The organism is Leptospira perdikensis (assembly GCF_004769575.1).
GTDB lineage: Bacteria > Spirochaetota > Leptospiria > Leptospirales > Leptospiraceae > Leptospira_A > Leptospira_A perdikensis.
Genome location: NZ_RQGA01000014.1, coordinates 804,259 through 825,686, shown reverse-complemented (window position 1 = coordinate 825,686; position 21,428 = coordinate 804,259). Strand labels below are relative to the sequence as shown.

General features: G+C 39.6%; 17 protein-coding genes. 10 read left to right on the top strand and 7 right to left on the bottom strand.

All coding sequences use genetic code 11. The features are described 5' to 3' along the window. Nucleotides 1-195: 195 nt before the first annotated feature. Nucleotides 196-1,215, top strand: coding sequence for a beta propeller repeat protein (locus EHQ49_RS16635; RefSeq protein WP_135580732.1), 1,020 nt, complete (start codon nt 196-198; stop codon nt 1,213-1,215). Nucleotides 1,216-1,463: 248 nt separating this feature from the next. On the opposite strand, the gene EHQ49_RS16630 is transcribed toward EHQ49_RS16635, so the two are convergent. Continuing rightward, nucleotides 1,464-1,772 carry an antibiotic biosynthesis monooxygenase family protein gene (locus EHQ49_RS16630; protein WP_135580731.1) on the bottom strand — a complete coding sequence of 103 codons (309 nt, stop codon included), beginning with the start codon at nt 1,770-1,772 and terminating at the stop codon, nt 1,464-1,466. 101 nt (nt 1,773-1,873) lie between these two features. Further along, nucleotides 1,874-2,662, bottom strand: a complete 789-nt coding sequence (locus tag EHQ49_RS16625; protein WP_244241522.1) for a helix-turn-helix domain-containing protein — start codon at nt 2,660-2,662, stop codon at nt 1,874-1,876. Between the two features lie 209 nt (nt 2,663-2,871). Here EHQ49_RS16625 and EHQ49_RS16620 point away from each other — a divergent pair, with 209 nt between their 5' ends. After that, on the top strand, nt 2,872-4,143 hold the full coding sequence (locus tag EHQ49_RS16620; protein WP_244241521.1) for an NHL repeat-containing protein: 1,272 nt from the start codon (nt 2,872-2,874) through the stop codon (nt 4,141-4,143). Between the two features lie 46 nt (nt 4,144-4,189). After that, nucleotides 4,190-5,101 (top strand): LBF_1199 family protein, encoded by a 912-nt coding sequence (locus EHQ49_RS16615; RefSeq protein ID WP_244241520.1) that lies wholly within the window; start codon nt 4,190-4,192, stop codon nt 5,099-5,101. A gap of 61 nt (nt 5,102-5,162) precedes the next feature. Here the strand turns inward: EHQ49_RS16615 and EHQ49_RS16610 are convergent, their stop codons facing one another. From EHQ49_RS16610 to EHQ49_RS16590, 5 genes are read right to left on the bottom strand one after another with little or no spacing between them, the layout of a single operon-like run. Further along, nucleotides 5,163-7,544 (bottom strand): TonB-dependent receptor family protein, encoded by a 2,382-nt coding sequence (locus EHQ49_RS16610; RefSeq protein ID WP_135580730.1) that lies wholly within the window; start codon nt 7,542-7,544, stop codon nt 5,163-5,165. Continuing rightward, nucleotides 7,541-8,884, bottom strand: a complete 1,344-nt coding sequence (locus tag EHQ49_RS16605) for an HTTM domain-containing protein (RefSeq protein WP_135580782.1) — start codon at nt 8,882-8,884, stop codon at nt 7,541-7,543. The genes EHQ49_RS16610 and EHQ49_RS16605 overlap by 4 nt, the downstream gene beginning before the upstream one ends. Further along, nucleotides 8,874-10,010, bottom strand: a complete 1,137-nt coding sequence (locus EHQ49_RS16600; protein ID WP_135580729.1) for an imelysin family protein — start codon at nt 10,008-10,010, stop codon at nt 8,874-8,876. Before EHQ49_RS16600 ends, EHQ49_RS16605 begins: the two co-directional genes overlap by 11 nt. Then, entirely contained in the window at nt 10,007-11,533 is a 1,527-nt protein-coding gene (locus tag EHQ49_RS16595; RefSeq protein ID WP_135580728.1) for a di-heme oxidoreductase family protein, read from the bottom strand. Before EHQ49_RS16595 ends, EHQ49_RS16600 begins: the two co-directional genes overlap by 4 nt. 22 nt (nt 11,534-11,555) lie before the next feature. Next, a complete protein-coding gene (locus EHQ49_RS16590; RefSeq protein ID WP_244241518.1) occupies nt 11,556-12,854 on the bottom strand; it encodes an imelysin family protein in 1,299 nt (432 codons plus the stop codon). Nucleotides 12,855-13,110: 256 nt separating this feature from the next. On the opposite strand from EHQ49_RS16590, the gene EHQ49_RS16585 reads away from it, so the two are divergent. The 7 genes from EHQ49_RS16585 (at nt 13,111) to EHQ49_RS16555 (ending at nt 21,336) form a co-directional block, all read left to right on the top strand. Beyond that, entirely contained in the window at nt 13,111-14,376 is a 1,266-nt protein-coding gene (locus EHQ49_RS16585; RefSeq protein ID WP_425269879.1) for a hypothetical protein, read from the top strand. A 12-nt stretch (nt 14,377-14,388) separates the two neighbouring features. Continuing rightward, nucleotides 14,389-15,066 carry a hypothetical protein gene (locus EHQ49_RS16580; protein WP_135580726.1) on the top strand — a complete coding sequence of 226 codons (678 nt, stop codon included), beginning with the start codon at nt 14,389-14,391 and terminating at the stop codon, nt 15,064-15,066. 213 nt (nt 15,067-15,279) lie between these two features. After that, nucleotides 15,280-17,112, top strand: a complete 1,833-nt coding sequence (locus tag EHQ49_RS16575) for an RCC1 domain-containing protein (RefSeq protein WP_135580725.1) — start codon at nt 15,280-15,282, stop codon at nt 17,110-17,112. Nucleotides 17,113-17,216: 104 nt separating this feature from the next. Further along, complete coding sequence (locus tag EHQ49_RS16570; RefSeq protein WP_425269878.1) at nt 17,217-18,644, top strand: di-heme oxidoreductase family protein; 1,428 nt, start codon at nt 17,217-17,219, stop codon at nt 18,642-18,644. Nucleotides 18,645-18,756: 112 nt separating this feature from the next. Then, complete coding sequence (locus EHQ49_RS16565) at nt 18,757-20,319, top strand: HEAT repeat domain-containing protein (protein ID WP_135580724.1); 1,563 nt, start codon at nt 18,757-18,759, stop codon at nt 20,317-20,319. A gap of 56 nt (nt 20,320-20,375) precedes the next feature. Continuing rightward, entirely contained in the window at nt 20,376-20,930 is a 555-nt protein-coding gene (locus EHQ49_RS16560) for a dihydrofolate reductase family protein (RefSeq protein ID WP_135580723.1), read from the top strand. An 88-nt stretch (nt 20,931-21,018) separates the two neighbouring features. After that, entirely contained in the window at nt 21,019-21,336 is a 318-nt protein-coding gene (locus EHQ49_RS16555) for a DUF1330 domain-containing protein (RefSeq protein WP_135580722.1), read from the top strand. The last annotated feature ends 92 nt before the right edge of the window (nt 21,337-21,428 follow it).

The window sequence follows — 21,428 nt, the reverse complement described above, 5'->3', positions numbered from 1 at the left end:
TAGAGGCCGTGGTGGAATCGTTTGGAACCATCTGTAGCAAAATTTTAGACAAAATAGGTAAAAAACTCAGCAAGAGCTGAATCTAAGTTGCTGTGTCCTTTTTTGCCTAATTATGTTAAATGCATAAATTGCGATTTGACAGTCCATTAGTAAATTCGAATAATAAGGCTTAAAAATTATGTTGGTATCCCAAAAATGAGAAAAATCGTTCGCACTGTTCTTTTATCAAGTATGCTTATTATTTCCGCAATTGGTTGTACTCCAAAGTCGGAGAAAGACGATTCTTCGTCTTTACTTTTGCTGGGAGCTTTGGCTTCGGCAAACAATACAGGGAGTTTAGGATGTCAGAATAAAACACTTAACTGGACCTTACGAACCCCTCCGGAAACCAATGGATGGATGTCCGTCACATTCGGGGACAATCGTTTTGTGGCAATAGCGGCAAACGGAACTACTGCAGCGATGGTATCCTCTGATGGAATCACTTGGACAGGGCATACTACTTCGGAAACTGGATCTTTTATTTCTATTACTCATGGAAATGGTCTCTATGTTACTACATCTCCCTCTGCAACCAATAAGGTTATGTCCTCGCCGGATGGTGCGAATTGGACAGATCGAACTGCAGCATCATTAAATACTTGGCAAAGTGTAACTTTTGGTAATGGAACGTTTGTGGCTGTTTCCACTAATGGTACGGATCGAGTGATGAGTTCTCCCGAAGGAATCACTTGGACATCTCGTAATGTGCCTCTAAATTCTTGGTCGCAAGTAACGTATGGTAACGGAATTTTTGTAGCATTAGGGGCATCGGGAAAAGTGATGACGTCTCCGGATGGGATCACTTGGACGGCCCGTACTGATGTTGAAACGAATACTTGGTACTCAGTTGTATATGGCAATGGTCAATTTGTGGCAGTTGCTGGAACCGGAACCAATCGGGTGATGACCTCTCCGGATGGAATCACTTGGACACCGCGGTCTGCAACTGAAGGTAACACTTGGATTTCTGTTACTTATGGAAATGGACTGTTCGTCGCGGTATCTCAAGATGGAACCAATCGGATTATGACATCAGAAGACGGAATCAATTGGAAAGCGCAACTTGCCCCAGAGCAAATCGCATGGAAAACGATTACTTTCGGAAACAATCGTTTTGTAGGAGTTTCTAATAATACTGGATCTTCTAAAATAATGACTGCTAGTTGCGAGTGAAATTTATACTTCCCGTTTCGTAAGTCCTCGTTCCATATTCAAAAAACGATAGATGGTAGGCTTACATTGATTTTTGTTACTTTTGAGCGTTTGCAGATCATTCGGAAGAATGATCTGTTTATCGATCCTCATTGGAATCGAACCCTGATATTTGGATCACCAGAAATTAATTTTATATAGTATCATTAACTACTGTTTGTTTTAAAAAATCAAACAGTAGTTAATTTGGCTAAACAATCTTGAAAAGGTTATGTGAAAGGTTCGTAAATTTCTCGTTCGATTTGGATTGAGTGTGATTTTAAAAATTCCGGCATCACAAATCCTTGTTTTTGGTATTCCGCAACTACTAATGTTTTTGCATTTTCGAGACTTTCTTTGTCTTTCCAAGTGGCGATGGTTACAAATTGAATCCCACTGTTTTCTTCCCGGATAAAAACTTGGTCTCCCATAAATCCTTCTATGTTTTTGATAAAATCACGATTGATTTGGACTCTTGCTAAAAAGGGTTCTTTTGATTCTTTCGGGAGTTGGAATCGATCAATTAGAATTTGGTTCATTGTATCCTCATATGTTTCTTGGCCTGGGTCGCTCAGTTATGGAATAGGATACCGTGAAGTGAGGAGATAAAATTGTAAAAAATCAGAAAAAGAAAGGTGGGTTACCAGTTTTGTGGATGTTTGAAATATTCTTTGGGTGATGAACCTGTGAAGATTTTGAATTCTTTATTGAAATGGGACTGGTCAAAATATCCTGCATTGTTTGCTAGGTCTGTTAGGTTCGTTTCTTTGGAATGGGAGGATATAGCAGACCGAATCCTTAAAAGGTTTGAAAAATGTTTGAGTGTGGTTCCGATAGAGGTTTTAAATTTTTTCTCTAAAGAATCAAGGCTTATCGGAAGGCCTTGTTTGATCTCGCCAATTTTGATTTTTCCTTGGGATTTTTGTATTTTAAATAATGTCTCTGCGATCATGGGATCGAGTGTTCTGTCTTTTCTGATTTGTAGTAAAAAATTTTCGATTAGCTCAATTCTTTCTCTATGGGAATTACAACCAAGCAGTTGTTCTTCGATAGTATCAATTGCGGGCTTTGGAACCAGATCTTCTAAACTAACGGTTTTTCCATAAAACTCGGATATTGGTCCGTTGAAAAATGCGGAAGCTCCGATTTGTGAAAGGATGACGAGTAGTGCTGAAGAATTTTTGGAGTAAAAGATTTTCCTTGCTGATTTTCTGAATCCAGCAAGTCCCACACGAGGTAAATCAAAGACAGAATTGTTTTCTTCGGACCGTAGAATCCCTCTCAATCGGAAGGATAAAACAAGGTTTGGATTTGGAAGGATATTGTTTTCTATTTCATTTTCTGATTCTATAATCAAATATTTTTGAACGTAAGGCAGTAAGGTTGCGGAGGGAAAAAAACTATGAATTTTCATTGGTAAAACTTCCATACCGAGAGTCCCTTTCCAAAGGTGACCTGCTTATGAGAATCAAGCAACCTGATTTTCCAAAATTTTAAGGAAGGGAATGGAAATCAAAATTTAAATTCTAAAACTACCGTCTCTCTTACGTTATCCTCCTAAGGACCAATTAGTAAATTTCTTTCGTTTGACAATTTACGTGTCGATCGTTAGTTTCATTCCGAGTGAGTTCTACCTAATTGAAACCCTCTACCACACCCATTCTGTTTTGGTTCTATCTGTTCTCCTGCCTTATTTTTCTTTCTTGTAAACTGCCCAATTTAGAAAACGGATGTGACCCTGGATCGGAATCTTTCCAGGATTTTTATTTGGCGCGGATACTTGTAGATGATGATAGAGAGTATTGTGGTTCTGTTGCACCCAATCGTTCCATCTGCGAAATGGATCCTTTAGCAGTGATCCAACCGAGACGTTGGAAGTATGTATCCGCCGAAATGAAAAAACAAGCGGCACTTGGTTCTACTGGTGTTAGTTCTACCACTTTTATCCCACCATATACTGGTGCAGCGAAGTGGCTCGGTGGAGTTCTTGCGGATAATGGAAAGATTTATTCCATACCATTCAACCAATCTGAGTATTTAGTCCTGGATCCAAATACGAATGAAACTTTCTCTTACGCAACTGGAATGAGTGGCTCTGGACAATGGGAAGGGGGAGTACTTGCTCCGAATGGAAAAATATATGCCATCCCAAGAAATGCTGACAAAATCTTAGTCATCAATCCAAAAACAAACGAAAGTTATACGATTGATTCTCCCGAAACCGGTGGAAATAAGTGGCGGGGAGGAGTTCTTGCCCCCAATGGTTTAATTTATGGAATCCCAATGGCTTCTTCAAAAATACTTGTGATTGATCCCAGAACAGATACGGTTCGTACCATACCTTCGCCACTTTCAGAGACTAATATGTGGGAAGGAGGGGTTCTCGCACCGAACGGAAAAATCTATGCTTTCCCTGTTGTGTCCAATTACATTTTTGTTTTAGATCCATATTCGGAACGAAGTTATCTTCTCCCTCAACCTAAAACATTCAATGTTAATAATAAATGGAGACATGGAGTTGTAACACCTAACGGGAAAATATTTTCCATGGCCGCAGACGATTCTGATTTTTTAATCATCGATCCAAATAATGATTCCATGAGTTTATGGCCATCACCAATTTCTTTTACTTCCAAGTGGAGAGGTGGAATTTTAGCCGCAGACGGTAAAATTTATGGCATTCCTGCAGACATTGACCAAATCATAGCCATTGACCCAGATAATCTCACTTCTACCACTTATAGTTCAGGTGTTGCTACCTTTAATAAATGGGGAGATGCCGTCTATGCACCTAACGGAAAAATATACGCTATTCCGCATTCAGATGACAAAGTGCTTGTTTTAAATCCTGGTGCCAATGGTAAAATTTGTGATTCTTTATTACGAAGCAGTTATTGGAATTTATACTAATATTCATGATTTTGAATCTTTCTAAAATTCAATTGACATAACCAAATTGGCAGAATACAACTTGGGGATGCGATGGAAGGCATCAGAGTTTTGGAAAAATGCATCTCCCGGTGAACTATTAGATTTTTTCCAATCCATCGAACAAGGCGCGGATTTAAAATCTTTGGCTGACCATATGTTAGTTGAAGATGAATTTTGTGATTTAGTTTTTGAATATTTATGGCTTCTTCGTTCCGAGGAAGGTTCCAAACGTTTTTTGAACGACGACAGCCTAACACCAGAACTTCTGATGAAGTTTATTTATTTTGGGTATGGGAAACAATTTTTATCCGGTAACTTTGATTCCAATTCCTATTTTTTACAAGTCCGGACTTTATTCAATTCTGCTCAAAGTTTACGAATTTTATCTTTAGCAGAAGAGATGGATAGGGACCCCACTTTAAAAATACACCTTTTGTCTAATTTAGATCCTCAAACCTGGGAAGCCTATTTTGATCTTTTAGAAGAAAAGAATCTGACAATGCAGACTTTACTTGGTATCTTCTCTAATCTTCGTGAAAATGAAATTCGTAAAATTTTGTTAAATAGCCATACTCTCTATTATTATTTACGAATGATGATGGTTTCTGGAATCAAAAAGTCCGGAGAACAAACCGCAAAGGAAATGGAAAATCGTATCCGTTTGGAATCCATCTTGGAGTCAATTCGTGTTTGGGAAACCTTTTGTCAAGATTTGGGGGAAAGGTTTAATTTTAAGTCAGAAGCAGAACTTTCTCCCAATAAAAGAAATCCTGATCGTTTATCGCTTGTACTACGAGAGTTAACAAAAATCCCCACTTTGGACCGAGGGGATGTATTGGTTTATATGCGGGACAATGGTGCCGTTCTTGATGTTTGGGAAGAGACAACCATTATTTCGGCACTCGGTAATTATGATCGGGTTGGAAAGTATTTTTAGCGACTCTTGTTTTATAGAAAAACACTTCATTACAAGAAGCATTTTCTATCATTCAAAACGATTATAGTTCTAAAGTGAATCCAACATTGATTTGCCGAAACGGTCCTGGTTGGATTCCTGTTGGCAACCTTCCTGAAACATATTGTTTATCTTGAATGTTCTTTGCATTGATAAACACAGACCATTTCTCGGGAGATCGGTAACCTAAACTAGTATTCCAAAGTTCAACTTTGGGAATGATTCCTTTGTTGCCATCTTCGGATTCATCTTTTGTATTGAGTAAATCAGAATACTGTTTTCCAATGTATTGGTATTCCAAACGCCCATAATAACCTTGAGGGGAAGAAACACTGATTGCGGTTGTAATGGTTTCTTTTGGTACATAAGGTAAATAGTTCCCTGTTGTATCTGAGGAAATGTATTGGTAGTTGTTTACTGTATAGGCCGGCAAAACCTCTATTGTTTCTTTACCATCACTGGTTTGTGAAACTGGAAATGGATTGAAACTTCTAGATTTGGCTTCGATCCGAGAGTAAATCAATTCGATGGGAACTCTCCATTCTGATTTTTGCATTTTTGCAGGATCCCAAACAATTACAGATTCTCCTCCTGTATGAGTCGAATAACCAGTATTTGCTGGCCGAATTCCATTTTCTCCACCAACTTCGTTTACGTTGATGATTTGATCCCGAAAGTACATTTTGTATCCAACAAGTTCTGTATACAAGTAGGAGGTGATTTCTCCTCGAACTCCTGTTTCGTAATTAGTTGATGTTTCTGGTTTTAGGCGGTAGTCATTTCCTTGAGGACTGAAAGAGGTTCCAAATGTGGGAGGGGAAAAACCTTTATGAGCTCCTGAAAACCAAATGAATTTTTTGGTGATATCGTAGGTAATTCCAAGTCCAGGGAGGACAATGTGAGTTCTTGATTCACTGGAACTACGACGATTTACAGAAATATCATTTGGTAGAACGGCACCTAACCGATAGTCTTCGGTAGTTGCTTGCCTTCTTGTTGTGATGGCTTTTTGTCTCACTTCTTCATACCGAACACCGGGTATGAGTTTCCAGTTTTCTGAAAGTTGGATTCGATCCTGGAAGTAAGCAGCAAAGGACTCAATTTTTCTTTCTTGTCTGTTAAGGTTAAAATTGGGCAGAGCCGGTTGTGCGATGTTTGTGAGAAGAGATTCTTCTTGGATAATTGTTTTGGAAAGATAACCCAAAGGATCATCTGTTTTTTTTACGTTGGTTTGGGTGAGATTATTTTCGCCGTGGATTCGAACCCCAAGGTCAGTTTCATGTTTGAGCCCCAATGTAGAAAACTTAGATTCAAGTTTTGTTTCTACACCACCAACCATAAAGGATTGGTCTCGACTGATGTAAGATTCACGCATATAAATTGTATCTCCAGGTCGATTTCCAATGATCCCTGGTGAGTATGTGCGGAGTGTATCTTGTGGAGCGTTCAGATAACCACCTGACGAAGATTTGCCGGATAAAAAATCTTGTCTTGCCCAGTTCCGTTCCGCTTGCGAAAAATACCCTCTAATGATGAGGGTATGATCATCGGATAGTTTCCAATTATGAGAAATGACCGATTGGGATCGGTTTAATTGTTTTTCATCGTATTCGGCCGGATTGATTTTTGGATCCAACCGAAACAATCCTTGTGAAAGCCCTAAATAGGTGGACTGGGCATTTTGTACATGGTAACCCAATTTAATCGTAGTGCTGTGGTTTTCATTCCAGTCTTGGATCCATTTGACATTCCCTTCTGTGACGTCAAATTTTTGGTAGTTGCGAAATCCATTACCCTGTTTTCTGAGTAAAGACACTTCGAACGCACTCGAACCAAAACTTTTTCCATAGGAATTGTAAGTAGATAGGTATCCGTTTTCACCCCCCACATTCTTTGTATAAAATGTAGATTCAACTGGTGGACGTTTGGTGACAAAGTTAACAATCCCTCCAATCGTATTTGGTCCAAATAAAATAGAACCGGACCCTTTTACGATTTCAATCCTTTCCATTCTTTCAATGGAAGGGGAGTAGTAACTTTCAGGTTGGCCGTAGGGAGATAGAGATGTTAGAATTCCGTCTTCTAAAATAAGAGTTTTCCTTGATTCTTCGTTACTCACCCCCCTAAAACCAATGTTTGGTGTGAGTCCTGCCGCATCTTGGAAACGGACACTTGCACCAGGAGATCTCCTTAGAGCTTCCATTGGATCTGTGGGGGATGCCTCTTCTAGATATTTTTTATCGATGATGTATGCCGATCCTGGAATTTTTTTTAGATCTTCCTTTTTACTTCCAATGACATGAATCCCTTCGTTTTTTTGTGGTTTTGGTTCATTTTCCTCCGGATTGGTTTGGGATTGAATCTCTAAACTTAAAAAGAAGAGTATATGGAAAAAGAGAGTTAGTTTTACGCATTGATACTTCATCGAAGCAGTCCTTTTAGAGGGGAAAAATTGATTTTGATCTTCGTTAGATCTTCATTAGGTGGAAAGAGTGGTTTCGAAGGTTTTCCGTTGATTGACACATCGGACTGGACGTAGACTGGAACATCTTTTAACCCAGAACTTTCATATTCTCTTCGTTGTAAATACTTCGCAAATTGCAGGATATGTTCTGGTTGGATGGTCATCATTCTATATTGGTATTCGGTGAGTGTATCTTTGGGATTAATTGATTTGCCATTTAATATAAAAGTGGCCGACCCTACCTTGTCTGCGACCATCACTTGCCAGGAATATTTGATCGCTTCTTCTGTCCAAATCACTTGTCCGGGATAATAAATATGCCGAAATGGGATCGTTACTTGTAACAAAAGATAGGTGAGTAAAATATAGTATTTAAATCCAAATCCGAAATCTGATCCGACGTTTTGATCTTGGTTCTTTGTACGATTGTTTGTTTGTCGGATTGCTGAGATTTTTTGGTTATTATTTAAAAATCGATTGGTAAAACGAAGAGGCCAATCAGGAGCAAAGAAAATAAGAGAAGAGATACTCATGACAATTGGGAAAACTCCAATGGGAAAAAGAAAGGATGTAAAGGAATGAAAGAATAGAACAACAAACCAAGCAAAAAAGCGAAAACGTTTGGAACAAAGTAAAAAAGGAATACTTAAGTCAAAGACTACACCGATCCAAGAAAAAACATAGGCAGTTACAGGAAGGCCAAGAATAGGATCTAAGAGAGGAAATTTTCCTTCCGATTGGTACAACCAAAGTTTTAAGGGAAGGGCTTCGAATAACCAATCTGGTTGGAGTTTGGCAACTCCACCAAAAAAATAAATTAGACCCATTTGTAAACGAAAGGCATAAAGCCAAAATTTTGGAATGGGTTTTGTATTAATAATCCAAACTTTCCATTGCCATATGGGAAACGTGGATTTACTTACTGGAGATAACCATAATAAAAAACCAAGTAGAGAGATTAAGTAATAATGGTTTAGATAAATAGTTGAATCGGAAAAATGAAACCATGTGAATCCAATCGTAAATACAAAAAGATTAAACCTCAAAAAATATCCGAGAAAAATTCCCAATGCGGTAACGAGTAGGACACCAAATAGTAGATAGGTGAAGAATGGAGGTAAAGGTTGGATCCATTCAAAGCCAAAATGTTTAAAGAAAAAACTAGGTTTGATGAAATATGAATGAATCCACCCGTAATAGAAATACCTAAAGATTAAAATGGTGGTCGCAAATCCATAACCAATCCTAAAAAAATGTAAAGAAAGTGAGGATACAGGCTGTAATAAGTTTTTAATCCCCATCATTTGAGCTAACTCCGATGGTTCCTCCAAGGGAACTGATCACTTCTGTTGTGATGAGAACTCTTAGTTTTTTAAATTCAGTTAACATCAATTCCACATCGTTATTCCCAGTGGTAATCGCATTTTGGAAGGTTCCGTATTTAGTTTTTACAGAAGTGACAGATGCACTTGTGACTTTGATTTGTTCTTTAAGTCTTGGGACTACAGTCTCACTTCTAAGACTTAAAAATTTATAAAACCCAACGTCTCCTAAATCAGATAAACCTTGTAAGTTTTGTAACAAAGAATCAAGAGATAGATTTGCATATGGCGTTTCCACTTTTGTAATATCTTTCACACCTAAATTCGTGGCTCGTAATCCAGATGGTTCTGCAATTTTGATATCGACGATGGTGTTACAGAAAAATACCATCTGGTTCGTGAGTTCTGTTAGTCCGTCTTTTGTGTTAGGGTAATCACGACTTCCTTTTCCAGCATTCGTAAAGGAATAATAAAAAGAAGAGGTTCTGGATTTATCCCAATGAAAAAGAAGCAAACTTGTTTGGGTTTTTAAATCTTGGATCAGTTTTGTGAGATAAGTCCTTCGATTCGTATCGGCAAATGCTGTATTGGTAGTTGTCACATTGTCTTTAAAAAGTAAATACTCTACGGAATCAAGTCCGTCAACTTTAAGGCCGTTAGGTGCTAAGTTTGAAGTGATTTTTGCTTCGATTGCTGTCGGATCAATGGGAAAGGCTCTGGAAAAACTATCCAAATATAAATATACGTTATAAGGAATATAAGCAGGTCCAAAGTAAGCCCATTCAATTTGTTTATAAGCAAGATCAGCTTCTATCCAAGCATTACGAACAAGATTTAAATTTGTAGTATCGGGCGTTGTTGTATAGGTAGTTGCGGCCGTTTGTAAGGCAGAAATTTTATTATCTAAGTTCTGATATTTGGGAATGATGAGATTGTTCGATATATCAGTGAGCAAACTGGATGTGGTATATGTTTTTAGATAGGTATCTACTAAACCAAGGATTTGTGCTTTTTCGGAAGGCTTATCTGATGGGATCCCACAATTGTATAACAATAGATAAAAGCCTAAGATAAAAATTTTTGATGGGATTTGCATTACTTTCATAAAGATTTTAAAAAACTAAGGACTTTGCTTCTTGATTCTTTGGTTAGGAGTTTGTAGTTGTTTTTACTTTGTTCTCCTTCTCCACCGTGCCAAAGGATGGCTTCTTGAATGCCTCGTGCCCTTCCATCATGAAGTAAAAGTTCATGACCATTGACTCGTTCGATCAGTCCAAGTCCCCAAAGTGGAGTGGTTCTCCATTCATTCCCTGTTGCTAAAAAGTCGGATCGGTTGTCGCTAAGTCCGTCACCCATATCATGCAAAAGTAAATCGGTATAAGGTCGTATCTCTTGGTTGGCAATTTCAGAAATGGAATGATCTCCCGTTTTTAATCTAGGGATATGGCAAGAGGAACATCCGATTTGAATGAATAATTCTTTTCCCCTTCTTACATCTTCTGTTTTCCAACCCCTCCTTCCCGGTACACTCACTAAACTTGTGTAAAATGTAACTCGCGCTAAACGGTCTGTAGAAATTTCTGGACTAGACCCATTCCCAGAAGGGCTTGCCGAACACACAGATTGTCCAGTGGCGCAATTTTCATTCGGAAAAATGGGAGTAGTGAGTCCAATGTCACCGATAAAAGCACTCGCATTTTGATGGGTTAAATTAGGTTGGTTGGCTTTCCATCCAAATCTTCCGAGAAAGGATTTTGCTTGGGTTGTGTCCCAGACCAAATTAGGTTTACCGGAAATTCCATCACCATTGGAGTCGTTCGCATCAGCAATTGAGCGAATCGTAACTTCTGGAATGGCTTCGAGGAGTCCAAGTCCCGGAAGCATTGGTGCGGTTCTTGGTGATATTAAATAACTACCGGAAGCATTGTTCGTTGGATGGTAGGGTTGTCCTGGATTTGCCACATTGATTTGAGTGGCTCCACCTCCCACATTCCAAGTAATCGTATAACTTGGCTTACGTAAGGAATAACTTTCTCCATCAGGGAAATTTCCAACTTCTTCCGTATAAGTGATTACAACAGTTCCTTCTTTTGGGATTTGTGTTCCGGTTCCAAATTCCAAAATTCCTTCTGTATTCAATTGAGTACCAAAGTTACTCATAGGAAGAGGACCACCTGTGGTCGGATTGGATCCTGGAACACTCAAACGAATGAGCATGGAAGCAAAACTTGTTCCATCTGCAGGAGGTCTCCCTCGTCCATCTTTGACATGGCATCCTTGACAGGAACGGTTGTTAAAGACAGGACCAAGGCCCGCCACAGAGGAATTCCCTGCGGGAAGCCAAGTACGATTGAAGTTTGCATTTCCATCTTGGAAGTCGATGGAACGCCTAGAATCCACAACGTTTGCAGCTTCTAAGTCAAAAGCAGATTCTGTAGAATCAAAGGTGGTTGTGTCTCCACCGCTGTATTGTTCGCATGGATCATTTAAAAAATCTCCCATATAACATTGTGGGGAGGATATAATAGCAGCAAGGATTAGGGCAGTATTTGTTTGGTCATCATCATTTTTTTTGCATTGGAATATCAATCCAAGACTTGCGATTAGGATAAGGTGTTTCAATTTCATTTTTCTATTTTTTATTTTTCTTTTATTCGAGAACTAAACCATCATCTCCAATGGAGACACCATAACTTGCTGCAGATCTTTGTAGAGCTTTCGCTATTTCTTGTACTGCAGGTTGGATTTGGTATCGGAAGATGTTGTAATCAGCATTTTCTGTTGCTGAACCAGAGACGTTTACTGTCGCAATCATACGATCAAATCGACTGGAAACAATGGAACTATTACAAGCTTGGTTTAAGGAAACATCTTCTGTAAATTCATTGAGACAAAATAATTCTGCAGTGGCGATTCTTTCCTTGATATAACTAGATTCATTACCCAAAAGATTTTTTAAACCGTAACCACTAATGGTTTGAGAACCTGTATAAGTTCCGTTAAAAAGATTATCAAGGCCTTTCGCATCATAATAAAAGTCTGCTTTTGTATTGTCTGAAAAACAAGAATGTTCTTCTTCTTGTTCACCACCAAACACACCTGTCATTCTTTCTCCACCCCATTCTCCACCGGAAAAACGAGCAATTCCTCGAAGGATGTTTTCAAATGAAGAAGAGTTGGATTTGAATTTAGAAACATAAGAAGTGGAAAGCGAAGGATTCCATGCATTTTTCAGTTGTAGATGGTGAGCTTCCAGAATTTCAGTGGCATATAGAAGATATGCTGAACGTTTCGCTGCTGCATTCCCACTTCCATTTGCTGTTGTAAAATTCGTTTGTGTAATTGTATTCCCTGGTGTGAAGTTATTGGCCGCATCTGCTCCCCACAAAAGGTATTCGATCGCATGCCAACCTACAGAAATGTTTTTTGCGGAATCCCCATCAGGGCAAGTTCCAGTAGCACAGTCTCCCGCGTTTGCATCGATTAATCCTTGTTTAGTGATGGTGCCTGTGAGGATCACCGTATCAATATATCCCTCATCTAATGGCCAAGCATTCATAAGTGGTTCTAGTTCAACACCATCAGTGAGTGCTGGGTTGTCGATGGGGCCTTTGCTAAAACGGAAGACTTCTGTTTGTAAGTAACTCCGTCTGGCTTTTCTCCAGTAAGTTTTTACTTCGTTAAGCTCCGAAAGGGAAGGGGAAGCTTTGGCGGTAAAAGCGGTCACTTTTTGCCTAAGGGCCACTACATCTGCGTAAGCATCGCTATAATTTTGAAAAGCAATCTGGGAGTAGGTTTCCAAAAAAGCAGTTTGGTTTGGGGCGCTACCAGCTAAGGCTAGTACGGCGAGCATATTGGAATCAGATTTTTCTGGCTTGAGCAGTGTACAATAATTCAGTACAAGGCCAAGTGAAAGTACGAATGAAAGCGTGCGTTTCGAAGGCATCATCTGGGGTTCTCTCCTTTGTGAATGAGAATAATACTCATTATTATTTAAACAACGTTCATTGAGAGGGGTTGAGAGGGCAAATGGTTTTATTTTTCCTCTCATTGATATTTATCAGAGGGTAAGATTTCTAAATTGATGAACTTCGTTCAAAAAATCTCATTGGTTCGGAAATAAATTATTTGACACTCGTTCAAAAAGTCGCAAAACTATGGCAATTGTTTAAAATATGTTAAAAATGTTCCGATTGGGAGGAAATATGAACTTAAAATTAGCACGGGGACTGGTATTGTCCTTGGTTTTCGCAGGATCACTCTCTGCACAAACACAAAGCCAAATGTTCCAAAGAGTAGGGGTCGTCGGGGATTCCCTAAGCCATGGATTTTTTGGGGTTACGGTAGAGAAAAAAACACAGGACTGGGCCTATCCAGTTTTGGTTTCTAAACAAGCAGGTGCTTCTGTTTCCTACAATGTTCTCAAAGGGCCTTATGTAAATTTAGAAGATGTACTGAAATGGGACTGCGGGATTTTCTGTATTGCCGAAAGTATCATCGGTGGAAATGCATCCACAGTTTCTTTACCCACTCACGCAGGGATTACTGGAGCTGAGTATACATCACTTCTTAAAACTTCCGGTAAATGCGAAGACATCACTGCCACCAAACAAGAGAAAGAATGGTATTGGGCAAAATGGTATTGGTATACTTACCGTTGGGTAACAGTTGCTGACTGCCAAGAACCAGATAAGTTCCATCAGTTCGGACTGAGAGATGCCGGAACACAAACCCAAGTGATGGAAAAAGTAAAACCAACTTTTCTATTTGGATCTGCTGGTGCGAACCATGTACTTTGTACTGCACTCCATACATCTACTGACTGTTTAGATGAAACAAGATTCAAAAGAGATATTCGTGAATTCTTTCGCCGAATGTCTGCAATGGGAAGTTTACAAGGTGGGGTTTTATTCACTGTTCCGAACGTAACTTCGATCGCATTTCTCGAAAATTATAAAGATCCTAATGGACGTGCGAATTATACTGGTCTCAAGGCATTCTTTAGAAATTCAGTATCGGATCCTAACCAAGTTCTTGATGCCAATGAAGTTGCAACGATCTCCACTTTCCTTAATATGTTAAATAACGAAATCAAAGCGCAAGCAGCGACTATGCGTTTTGCTGTTGCTGATTTACGTGTGATTTTTGATGATCTAAAAGAAAATGGACGCCCAATTCGTAGTGCTTCTGGTTGGTCTCCAGGAAATGCTCGTGCTAATTGGCCACTTCCTAATCAACCAGGAGTTTTTGGATTAGATGGTGTTCACCCTAACATGTATGGCCATTCCCTATTTGCGAATGAGTTAATTAAATCAATTAACAGTCGTTATGGATATTCTATTCCTCAAGTAAGTGAATACACAGCTTGGTATTACGATTCACTGAATCGAAATCCAGTAGACTTGAAAAAATTCCTGACAGAAAATATCTTTGGTCAGGCAATTTCTTGGGTTGTTTCTATCTTTACGTAAGAGGTTAGGAATATGAGTAAACGGTTTATAGGTATCATTTCGGTTTGTGGATTTCTGTTAGTTTTGTTTTCTTTTGCGATATGGAAGTTTTCTGCTCATAAAACAAATAAACAAACAGAAGTCACCGATTCCGATTTTGGAAATTCTGAAAGTCACGCCAATTCGTTGTTTGACGACCCAGAGTTTGCCGAAGCTCCCAATCCAGAAGAATTGGAATTGGCACAGGCTGAGGTACTTTGGCCGTTTGCTTTGGAGAAAAAACCAAATCGTAAGGAAGAGATCAAAGAAGAGTGGAGAGATTTTGCGGCCAAGTATCCAAAGAATTTCTACATCCCTCGTGAAATCAAAACTCGAATGACTGAAGCGGAAGAAAAGGAACAACTGGAAATGTTGGATTCTTTCACTGCCATGGACGCTAGTTTTTCTGCTTCGATTTCCAAAGAGAAGTGGTCAGACAAACCATCAGCAGAAGAACCGAATGCCGGAGATAGACCTTCCGCTAAAACTCAAAAAGCGTATTTTGATTTTAAGATCAATGAATTGGAATCAAGAATCCAAATGGTTGAGTATTGGATCGAAAACAAAAAACCTGCGGGGGATACAAAAGCTTCTGCAGAAAAGGATTTAAAAGTTTGGAAAAGTGAACTTGCCACTCTGAAAGAAGTGAGAAGTCAGGTGCCTAATTCCTAAATCAAAAATCTAAAAAGAAAAGTTCTGATTTCTAAAAAAGAGGGCCCCTGGTCCTCTTTTTTTATACCCAAAACAAATCACTCCATCTCTATTATAGCCGACTTTTGTTTGGAAATTTCTCGGTTTGCTTGACAGGAACATCGTTCAAAAAATTAGTTGAATTTGAGACTCGGTTTCAGCGCTGAGCTCAATCCTCTAAGGAGAAACGATTCCATGAACACAAATAGAAATATCCTCGGAAAATCACTGATTGTCCTCGTTTTTTTTGGTTTTGTCACTTTTTGCAAAGCGAAAGAAACGGATCCGTCAGCCCTGGCCTTACTCGGTTTTACCCTGAACCTATCCACCGTTTCAGGAACCCTGACGGATGGGGCCGGAAATCCAATCCCTAACGCAAGTTTGGAGATCGCTACTTCGGCGAGTTTGAGAAGTTCTGGAGACTCCAAGTCTCTTTCTACAACATCAGATTCAGGATCTTGGCAATTGGCCCTCGGGAATGGTAGTTATGAAATTTTGGTCAAGGATGCAAATGGAAAAAAACTCGGAACGTTTAAAGTTTCTTCTGCAGAAAATCTAGAGCCGTCGATCGAAGACATATCTCATTTAACAGATACCATTTTTCTTGTATCACTCGCGAACCAAAGAGAGGTCGGATCCAAATTCGAAATTCTTTCTCCGAAAGATGGAAGTATTATTAAAACTTATGATTTAACATTAAACATAAAAACATCGGATTCATTAACTTGTCACGTTTTACAAAATAAAACGGAAAAAGAAAATATTAATGTAGGTAAGGGAGAAATTACTTCCACCATTTCCGTTAAACCAATACTTGGTGCCAATAAAATTCAAGTCCATTGTACTAACGAAGCAGGGTTGTCCGCGAAAAAAACCGTTCTAACTTACTTTGGAAATCGAATTTCCGCTGGAGGATCTCACTCTGGTTATGTGGTGAATGGGAATTTATACACTTGGGGAAGAAATAATTTTGGACAATTAGGGACGGGAACTTCCACAGGTGACCTTACCAATCCCACAATTAACAAACTTTCAACAATTTCTAATGTTGTGTCTATTGGATTCAACCAAAACAGTTCTCTCGCCATCACTGAGGATGGATCGGTATGGACTTGGGGAGCGAATGCTGTAGGCCAATTGGGTATGGGAAATATTGGAGATCTTCAAACCGCTGCAACAGATGCAGGTCCAAGAAATCCGCCGAGAAAAGTTCCTGGAATTACCAATGCTGTGATGGGTGTATATGGTTTTGATCATGTACTAATTTTGAAAAAAGATGGAACAGTTGTTAGTTTTGGTTCGAATTCTGTAGGCCAACTTGGTAACGGAGCAGGTGGAACAGGAACTTACTCTTCAAGTCCAGTGAATGTCATTGGCCTTCCGACAGATATCATTCAGGTTATTGCCGGTTCTGATCATTCTGCCGCCTTGACTAAGTCAGGTGACGTATACGTTTGGGGTAAGGATCAATATGGAAATTTGGGTGATGGAGTAATCGGAACAGCCACTGAAGTGAATCATACACCTAAAAAAGTTAATTCATTATCGGGTATCGTCCATATCGCAACTGGACGTGATCATATCCTTGCTTTAAAAAATGATGGGACTGTTTATGCTTGGGGTCTTGCTGCCAGTGGACAACTAGGAATTGGAGGCTCTGGATCACCGTCACCCGTCCCCACTCCTACGATTGTGACTGGGCTTTATCAGGCAGTTTCTGTTTGGGCCAATGGGACTCAAAGTTTTGCTATTTTAAGTGATGGGACCGTGAAAGGTTGGGGAGCAAATTCCAGCGGAAATTTGGGAACAGGTCAAACAACTCCTGCAAAACTTTATACACCAGGAGACATTGTCGTAGGTATCAAAGACATCCAATACTTTGGGTGTGGAGCTTTGCATAATTTTGCAATTTTGAAATCAGGCAGTTTGTACGGTTGGGGATGGAACTTTAAAGGTTCGATAGGTCGTTCCGATTTACAAGAGACTTGGGCGGCTACAACTCCCATTTATCTTACCATTCCGCAATAGATAGTTATTTGGTATTTGTTTTGATCAGACTTTTTATATTGTTTCTTTTTGTTTGTTTCTCATATGAATGTGCGTTCGTAGAGGCAAACTCTTGTTCTACGAATTTGGGATTATCCGATGTAGTTAATTCCACATCGGTATGGGATTGTCCAAGTGAAAAAAAACTTTGCGCGGGGGACTCATGTCTTGCCTTACTTGGTCTCGGCCAATCGGGAAGGATGCCTTGGGACTTTGAAGAAGGGGAGGAGTTATCGGGAGGAAAAGCAATGACAAGTTTTGCGACTGATGCTCGTGCCTTCCTCCAATTTGGGAAAAACTCTCCTTTATCGACAATCTCGGATTTTACAGTAGGCCAAGCAGTATTTGAAGTTCCTTGGACTGCTGGTTTTTCTGCTTCCTTACCTGATCGGGATGGTCTTGGTCCTTTTTTTCATACAAATTCTTGTTTGGGATGTCATGTGGGTAACGGAAGGGCCGTTGAAGATGATGGAGATCCGTTAGTATTCACCTTGGTTCGGTTAGGTGTCGGGGCAAAAGGAAATGATCCTGAACCGGTTTACGGAACTCAGTTCCAACCCAATGCAGTGGCTGGTGTAACTCCCGAAGGAGATGTACATCTAGAGTATGACAGTTTCAGTGGAACCTATCGGGATGGTAGCGAGTATTCACTCCGAAAACCGAATTTGGTATTTAGTGGACTGGGTTATGGACCTTTAGATACAAGTCACAAAACATCTGTTCGGTTGACGCAACAAGTGATTGGCCTTGGTCTCTTAGAATCTGTCTCCGAGGAAACCATTCTTTCTCGGTCTGATCCTATGGATCTAGATGGTGATGGAATATCCGGAAGACCCAATTATATTTGGGATCTTACTGGCAGTGGAAAATCGATGGGCCGATTTGGATGGAAGGCAAATGCACCCACTCTCAAACGCCAAAACTCCGCTGCATTTTCTGGTGATATTGGAATCAAAAGTCCGATGTTTGCGCAGGAAACTTGTACAACTTCACAGACTGTTTGTGCCGGCGCTGTAGGTGGTGGAAACCCTGAAGTTTCGGAAGAGAAAATTTCTGCTATTACAAAGTATATGCAATTGGTAGCCGTACCAGTTCGTCGTAATGCAAATTTACCGACCATTCTTACTGGTAAAAAACATTTTTTTCTTGCTGGATGTAACAATTGTCATGTGGAAAAGTTAGTGACTTCTGCAAATGCGCCGATTCCACAGCTTTCCAACCAAATCATTCGTCCCTATACCGATTTACTTCTTCATGATATGGGAGAAGATCTCAGTGATGGAAAAGCAGATGGGGAAGCGACAGAAAGAGAATGGAGGACTGCACCTCTTTGGGGGATTGGACTTTTTGGAACTGTGAATGGGAGGGCTCGTTTTTTACACGATGGTCGGGCCAAAACTTTGGATGAGGCTATCCTTTGGCATGGAGGTGAGGCCGAAAAAAGTAAAAAATATTTTTTAGCACTCAATGTATCGGACCGTGCCAGTATGATTCGATTTTTGTTATCCTTATAATCGTTCTTGAGTTCGGAATTATATAGGAGGTGGGAATGCTTGATAAAAATTCATTCCTTTCCTTTGAATTAACACTTGTAGGCAGATTTTTGAAATTGTAAATTTGTCTGGAATGCAAACGTATCGAAATTTTTTTTCTTTTTTTTTCATCCTCACTCTCATTTTGAATTGTGATCCAGGTCCTGTGAAAGATGATACAACGGCCGTAGAGGAAGTTGTGTCAGAAGAACAAACCACAAAAGAACTAATGGAGAACTTAAATTCCTCTGATCCTTTCACTCGTTCTCAAGCAGCAATTCAATTAGGGAGTCGAGAGGAAAGGTCAGCCATTCCTAAATTAAAAAAACTTTTGGCAGATAAGGAACCAGGGGTGCGTGCAGGGGCTGCCATTGCTCTTGGAGATTTGAAAGACAAAACCTCTACCCAAACCATAACCAACTTACTCTGGTCAGATTCTGAAAATCCCAAAGATGTTTATTTAGATGCCCTCACAAGAATGAAAGATCCTTCGGTGGGAAATAGAATTTATTCTTTGTTAGATGATGCGAATCCTACTCTTCGTTTGCAAACTGTGGATGCTTTAGTACAAATTGGCGCAAATGTTACTGGTTCCCAGATTCTAAGTCTTGCTTTAAAAAATAAAGACAGAGAAAAAGACAAAACCTATGCGATGGCATTGGGGAAGTTAAAAGTAAGTTCTTCTGAATCCTATTTACTTGGTCTTACAAAAACACAAGACGAGTCACCCACTCTTGCTGCAGCCTATTTGGCTCTTGGAAGGATCAAAGCAAAAAATGCAAATGATGTACTTGTGAAAGCGCTGGGCCTTCCTTATAGCAAAGGAAAAGAAAATGCATCCATGGCCCTGATTGAAATTGGAAATCCTTCCGTGGTTTCCAAGGTGTTCCCACTGTTGAGCTCTGAAGATGTGGAAACAAAACTTTATACTACGGATGTGTTGTGTTCGATTCCATCCAAAGAAGCAGCAAAGTTAGCCTTTGGTCTGTTAAACGGAAAGGAAACAAAAACTTGGGGAAGTGCTGCAAAAATTGTGGGTCGCCAAAGGTATAAAGAGGGAAGACTCCGTATCGAAGAGTTACTGGGAAAAAAATCCACTCCCGAACGTGATAGTTTTGCAGAAGCTCTTGGTTGGATTGGGGACAAGGCTTCTGTTCCCATCCTTCGAAAAGTTTTGTTATCGGGAGAAACAGAGGGGCCTTATGGTTCTGCATGGGCACTGGGGATTCTTGGTGCTAAGGAAGCCGTTCCAGATCTCATTCAAGCACTCGATAAAGGTGATGCAAAACTTATGGTGTATGCATTAGAAGCACTTGGTTCCATTGCCGACCCATCGAGTTTACCCAAACTAAAAGAACTTCTTTCAGAAAGACCCAAAATGGCTCCTCAAATTCTTTCTACGGTTGCATTGATTGCAACGGAAGATGCACGGATTCTCATTGAAGAAGCAACAAAATCCAAGGATGCCGATGTCTATAGACCTGCAATGGAAGAGATTGCCAAACGAAAGGATAAAAAATCCATTCCCGTTTTGTTAACATTTGTGAACGGTGATGAATCCGAAAAACGCAAACTGAGTTACTATGCATTAACTGCGATAACGGGAGAAAAGTTTCGCACAGCAAAAGAATGGAACCACTGGGCCAAGGGGAATTGATAAGGCAAATCTTTGGTTGTTGCCATTCTCTCTGAATGTTGTAGATTCACTGAACTATGAGAAAAATTATTTTTGCAATCAATATGACAACAGATGGGTATTGTGGCCACGAGGATATGATACCCTCTGAAGAAGTACATAAGTATTTCACCAATCTTTTGCAATCGGCAGGGCTCATTATTTATGGACGGATTACCTACCAACTTATGGTGCCCTATTGGCCTGAGATTGCTAAAAACCAATCGGAGACGGAAATAACAAACGAATTTGCCCGTGTTTTTGACTCTCTAGATAAGGTATTATTTTCTAACACATTCAATCAGGTTCTGGACCAAAATACAAAACTTCTGCAAGGAAATCTTTTGGACGAGGTGATTGCATTGAAAGAAAAACCGGGTAAGGATATTTTTGCCGGTAGTTTAAGCATTGCCTCCCAACTTTCGAAACATGGTTTAATTGATGAGTATCGTTTTGTGATCCATCCGGTGGTTGCGGGAAAAGGACCAAAATTATTTGATGCGATCCAGTTAACGGAAAGTTATCGGTTGGAGTTTCTTGGTTCGGAAACATTCTCTTCAGGAATCATCGCTCTTCATTACAAAAAAATCTAGTTACAGAAAATTGAATCTGAGATCACTTAACTTTGTATAAAGATCGTTGTGGAATAAAAAATTTTGGAAAACGAGTGGGTAGGTGCTCATGAAAACTCAATTTGCGTATGAAACTGTCGTTGGCTTAAAAGTAAAAAACGAAGACCTCTACTCTGATTATCGAAAGGCGATGACCCCGTTGTTAAAAAAGTATGGTGGAGGTTTTCGTTATGATTTTAAAATTCAAGAGACCTTAATCAGCGAAGATCCGAAACAGATCAACCGAGTATTTCTCATATTCTTTAAAAATAAAGAATCAAAGGAAACTTTCTTCGCAGACCCTGAATACTTAAAAATCAGGGAAACATACTTTACACCTTCCGTTGAATCCACGACGATCCTTTCTGAATATGACCGGTTCCAGTAAGGGAATCCTACTGTATGAAAAGAGAGTGCGATAGATGTTATGAAAAATCCTATTCTCTGCCGGTAAGTTCTACCGGCATGTTTCTTAAATCA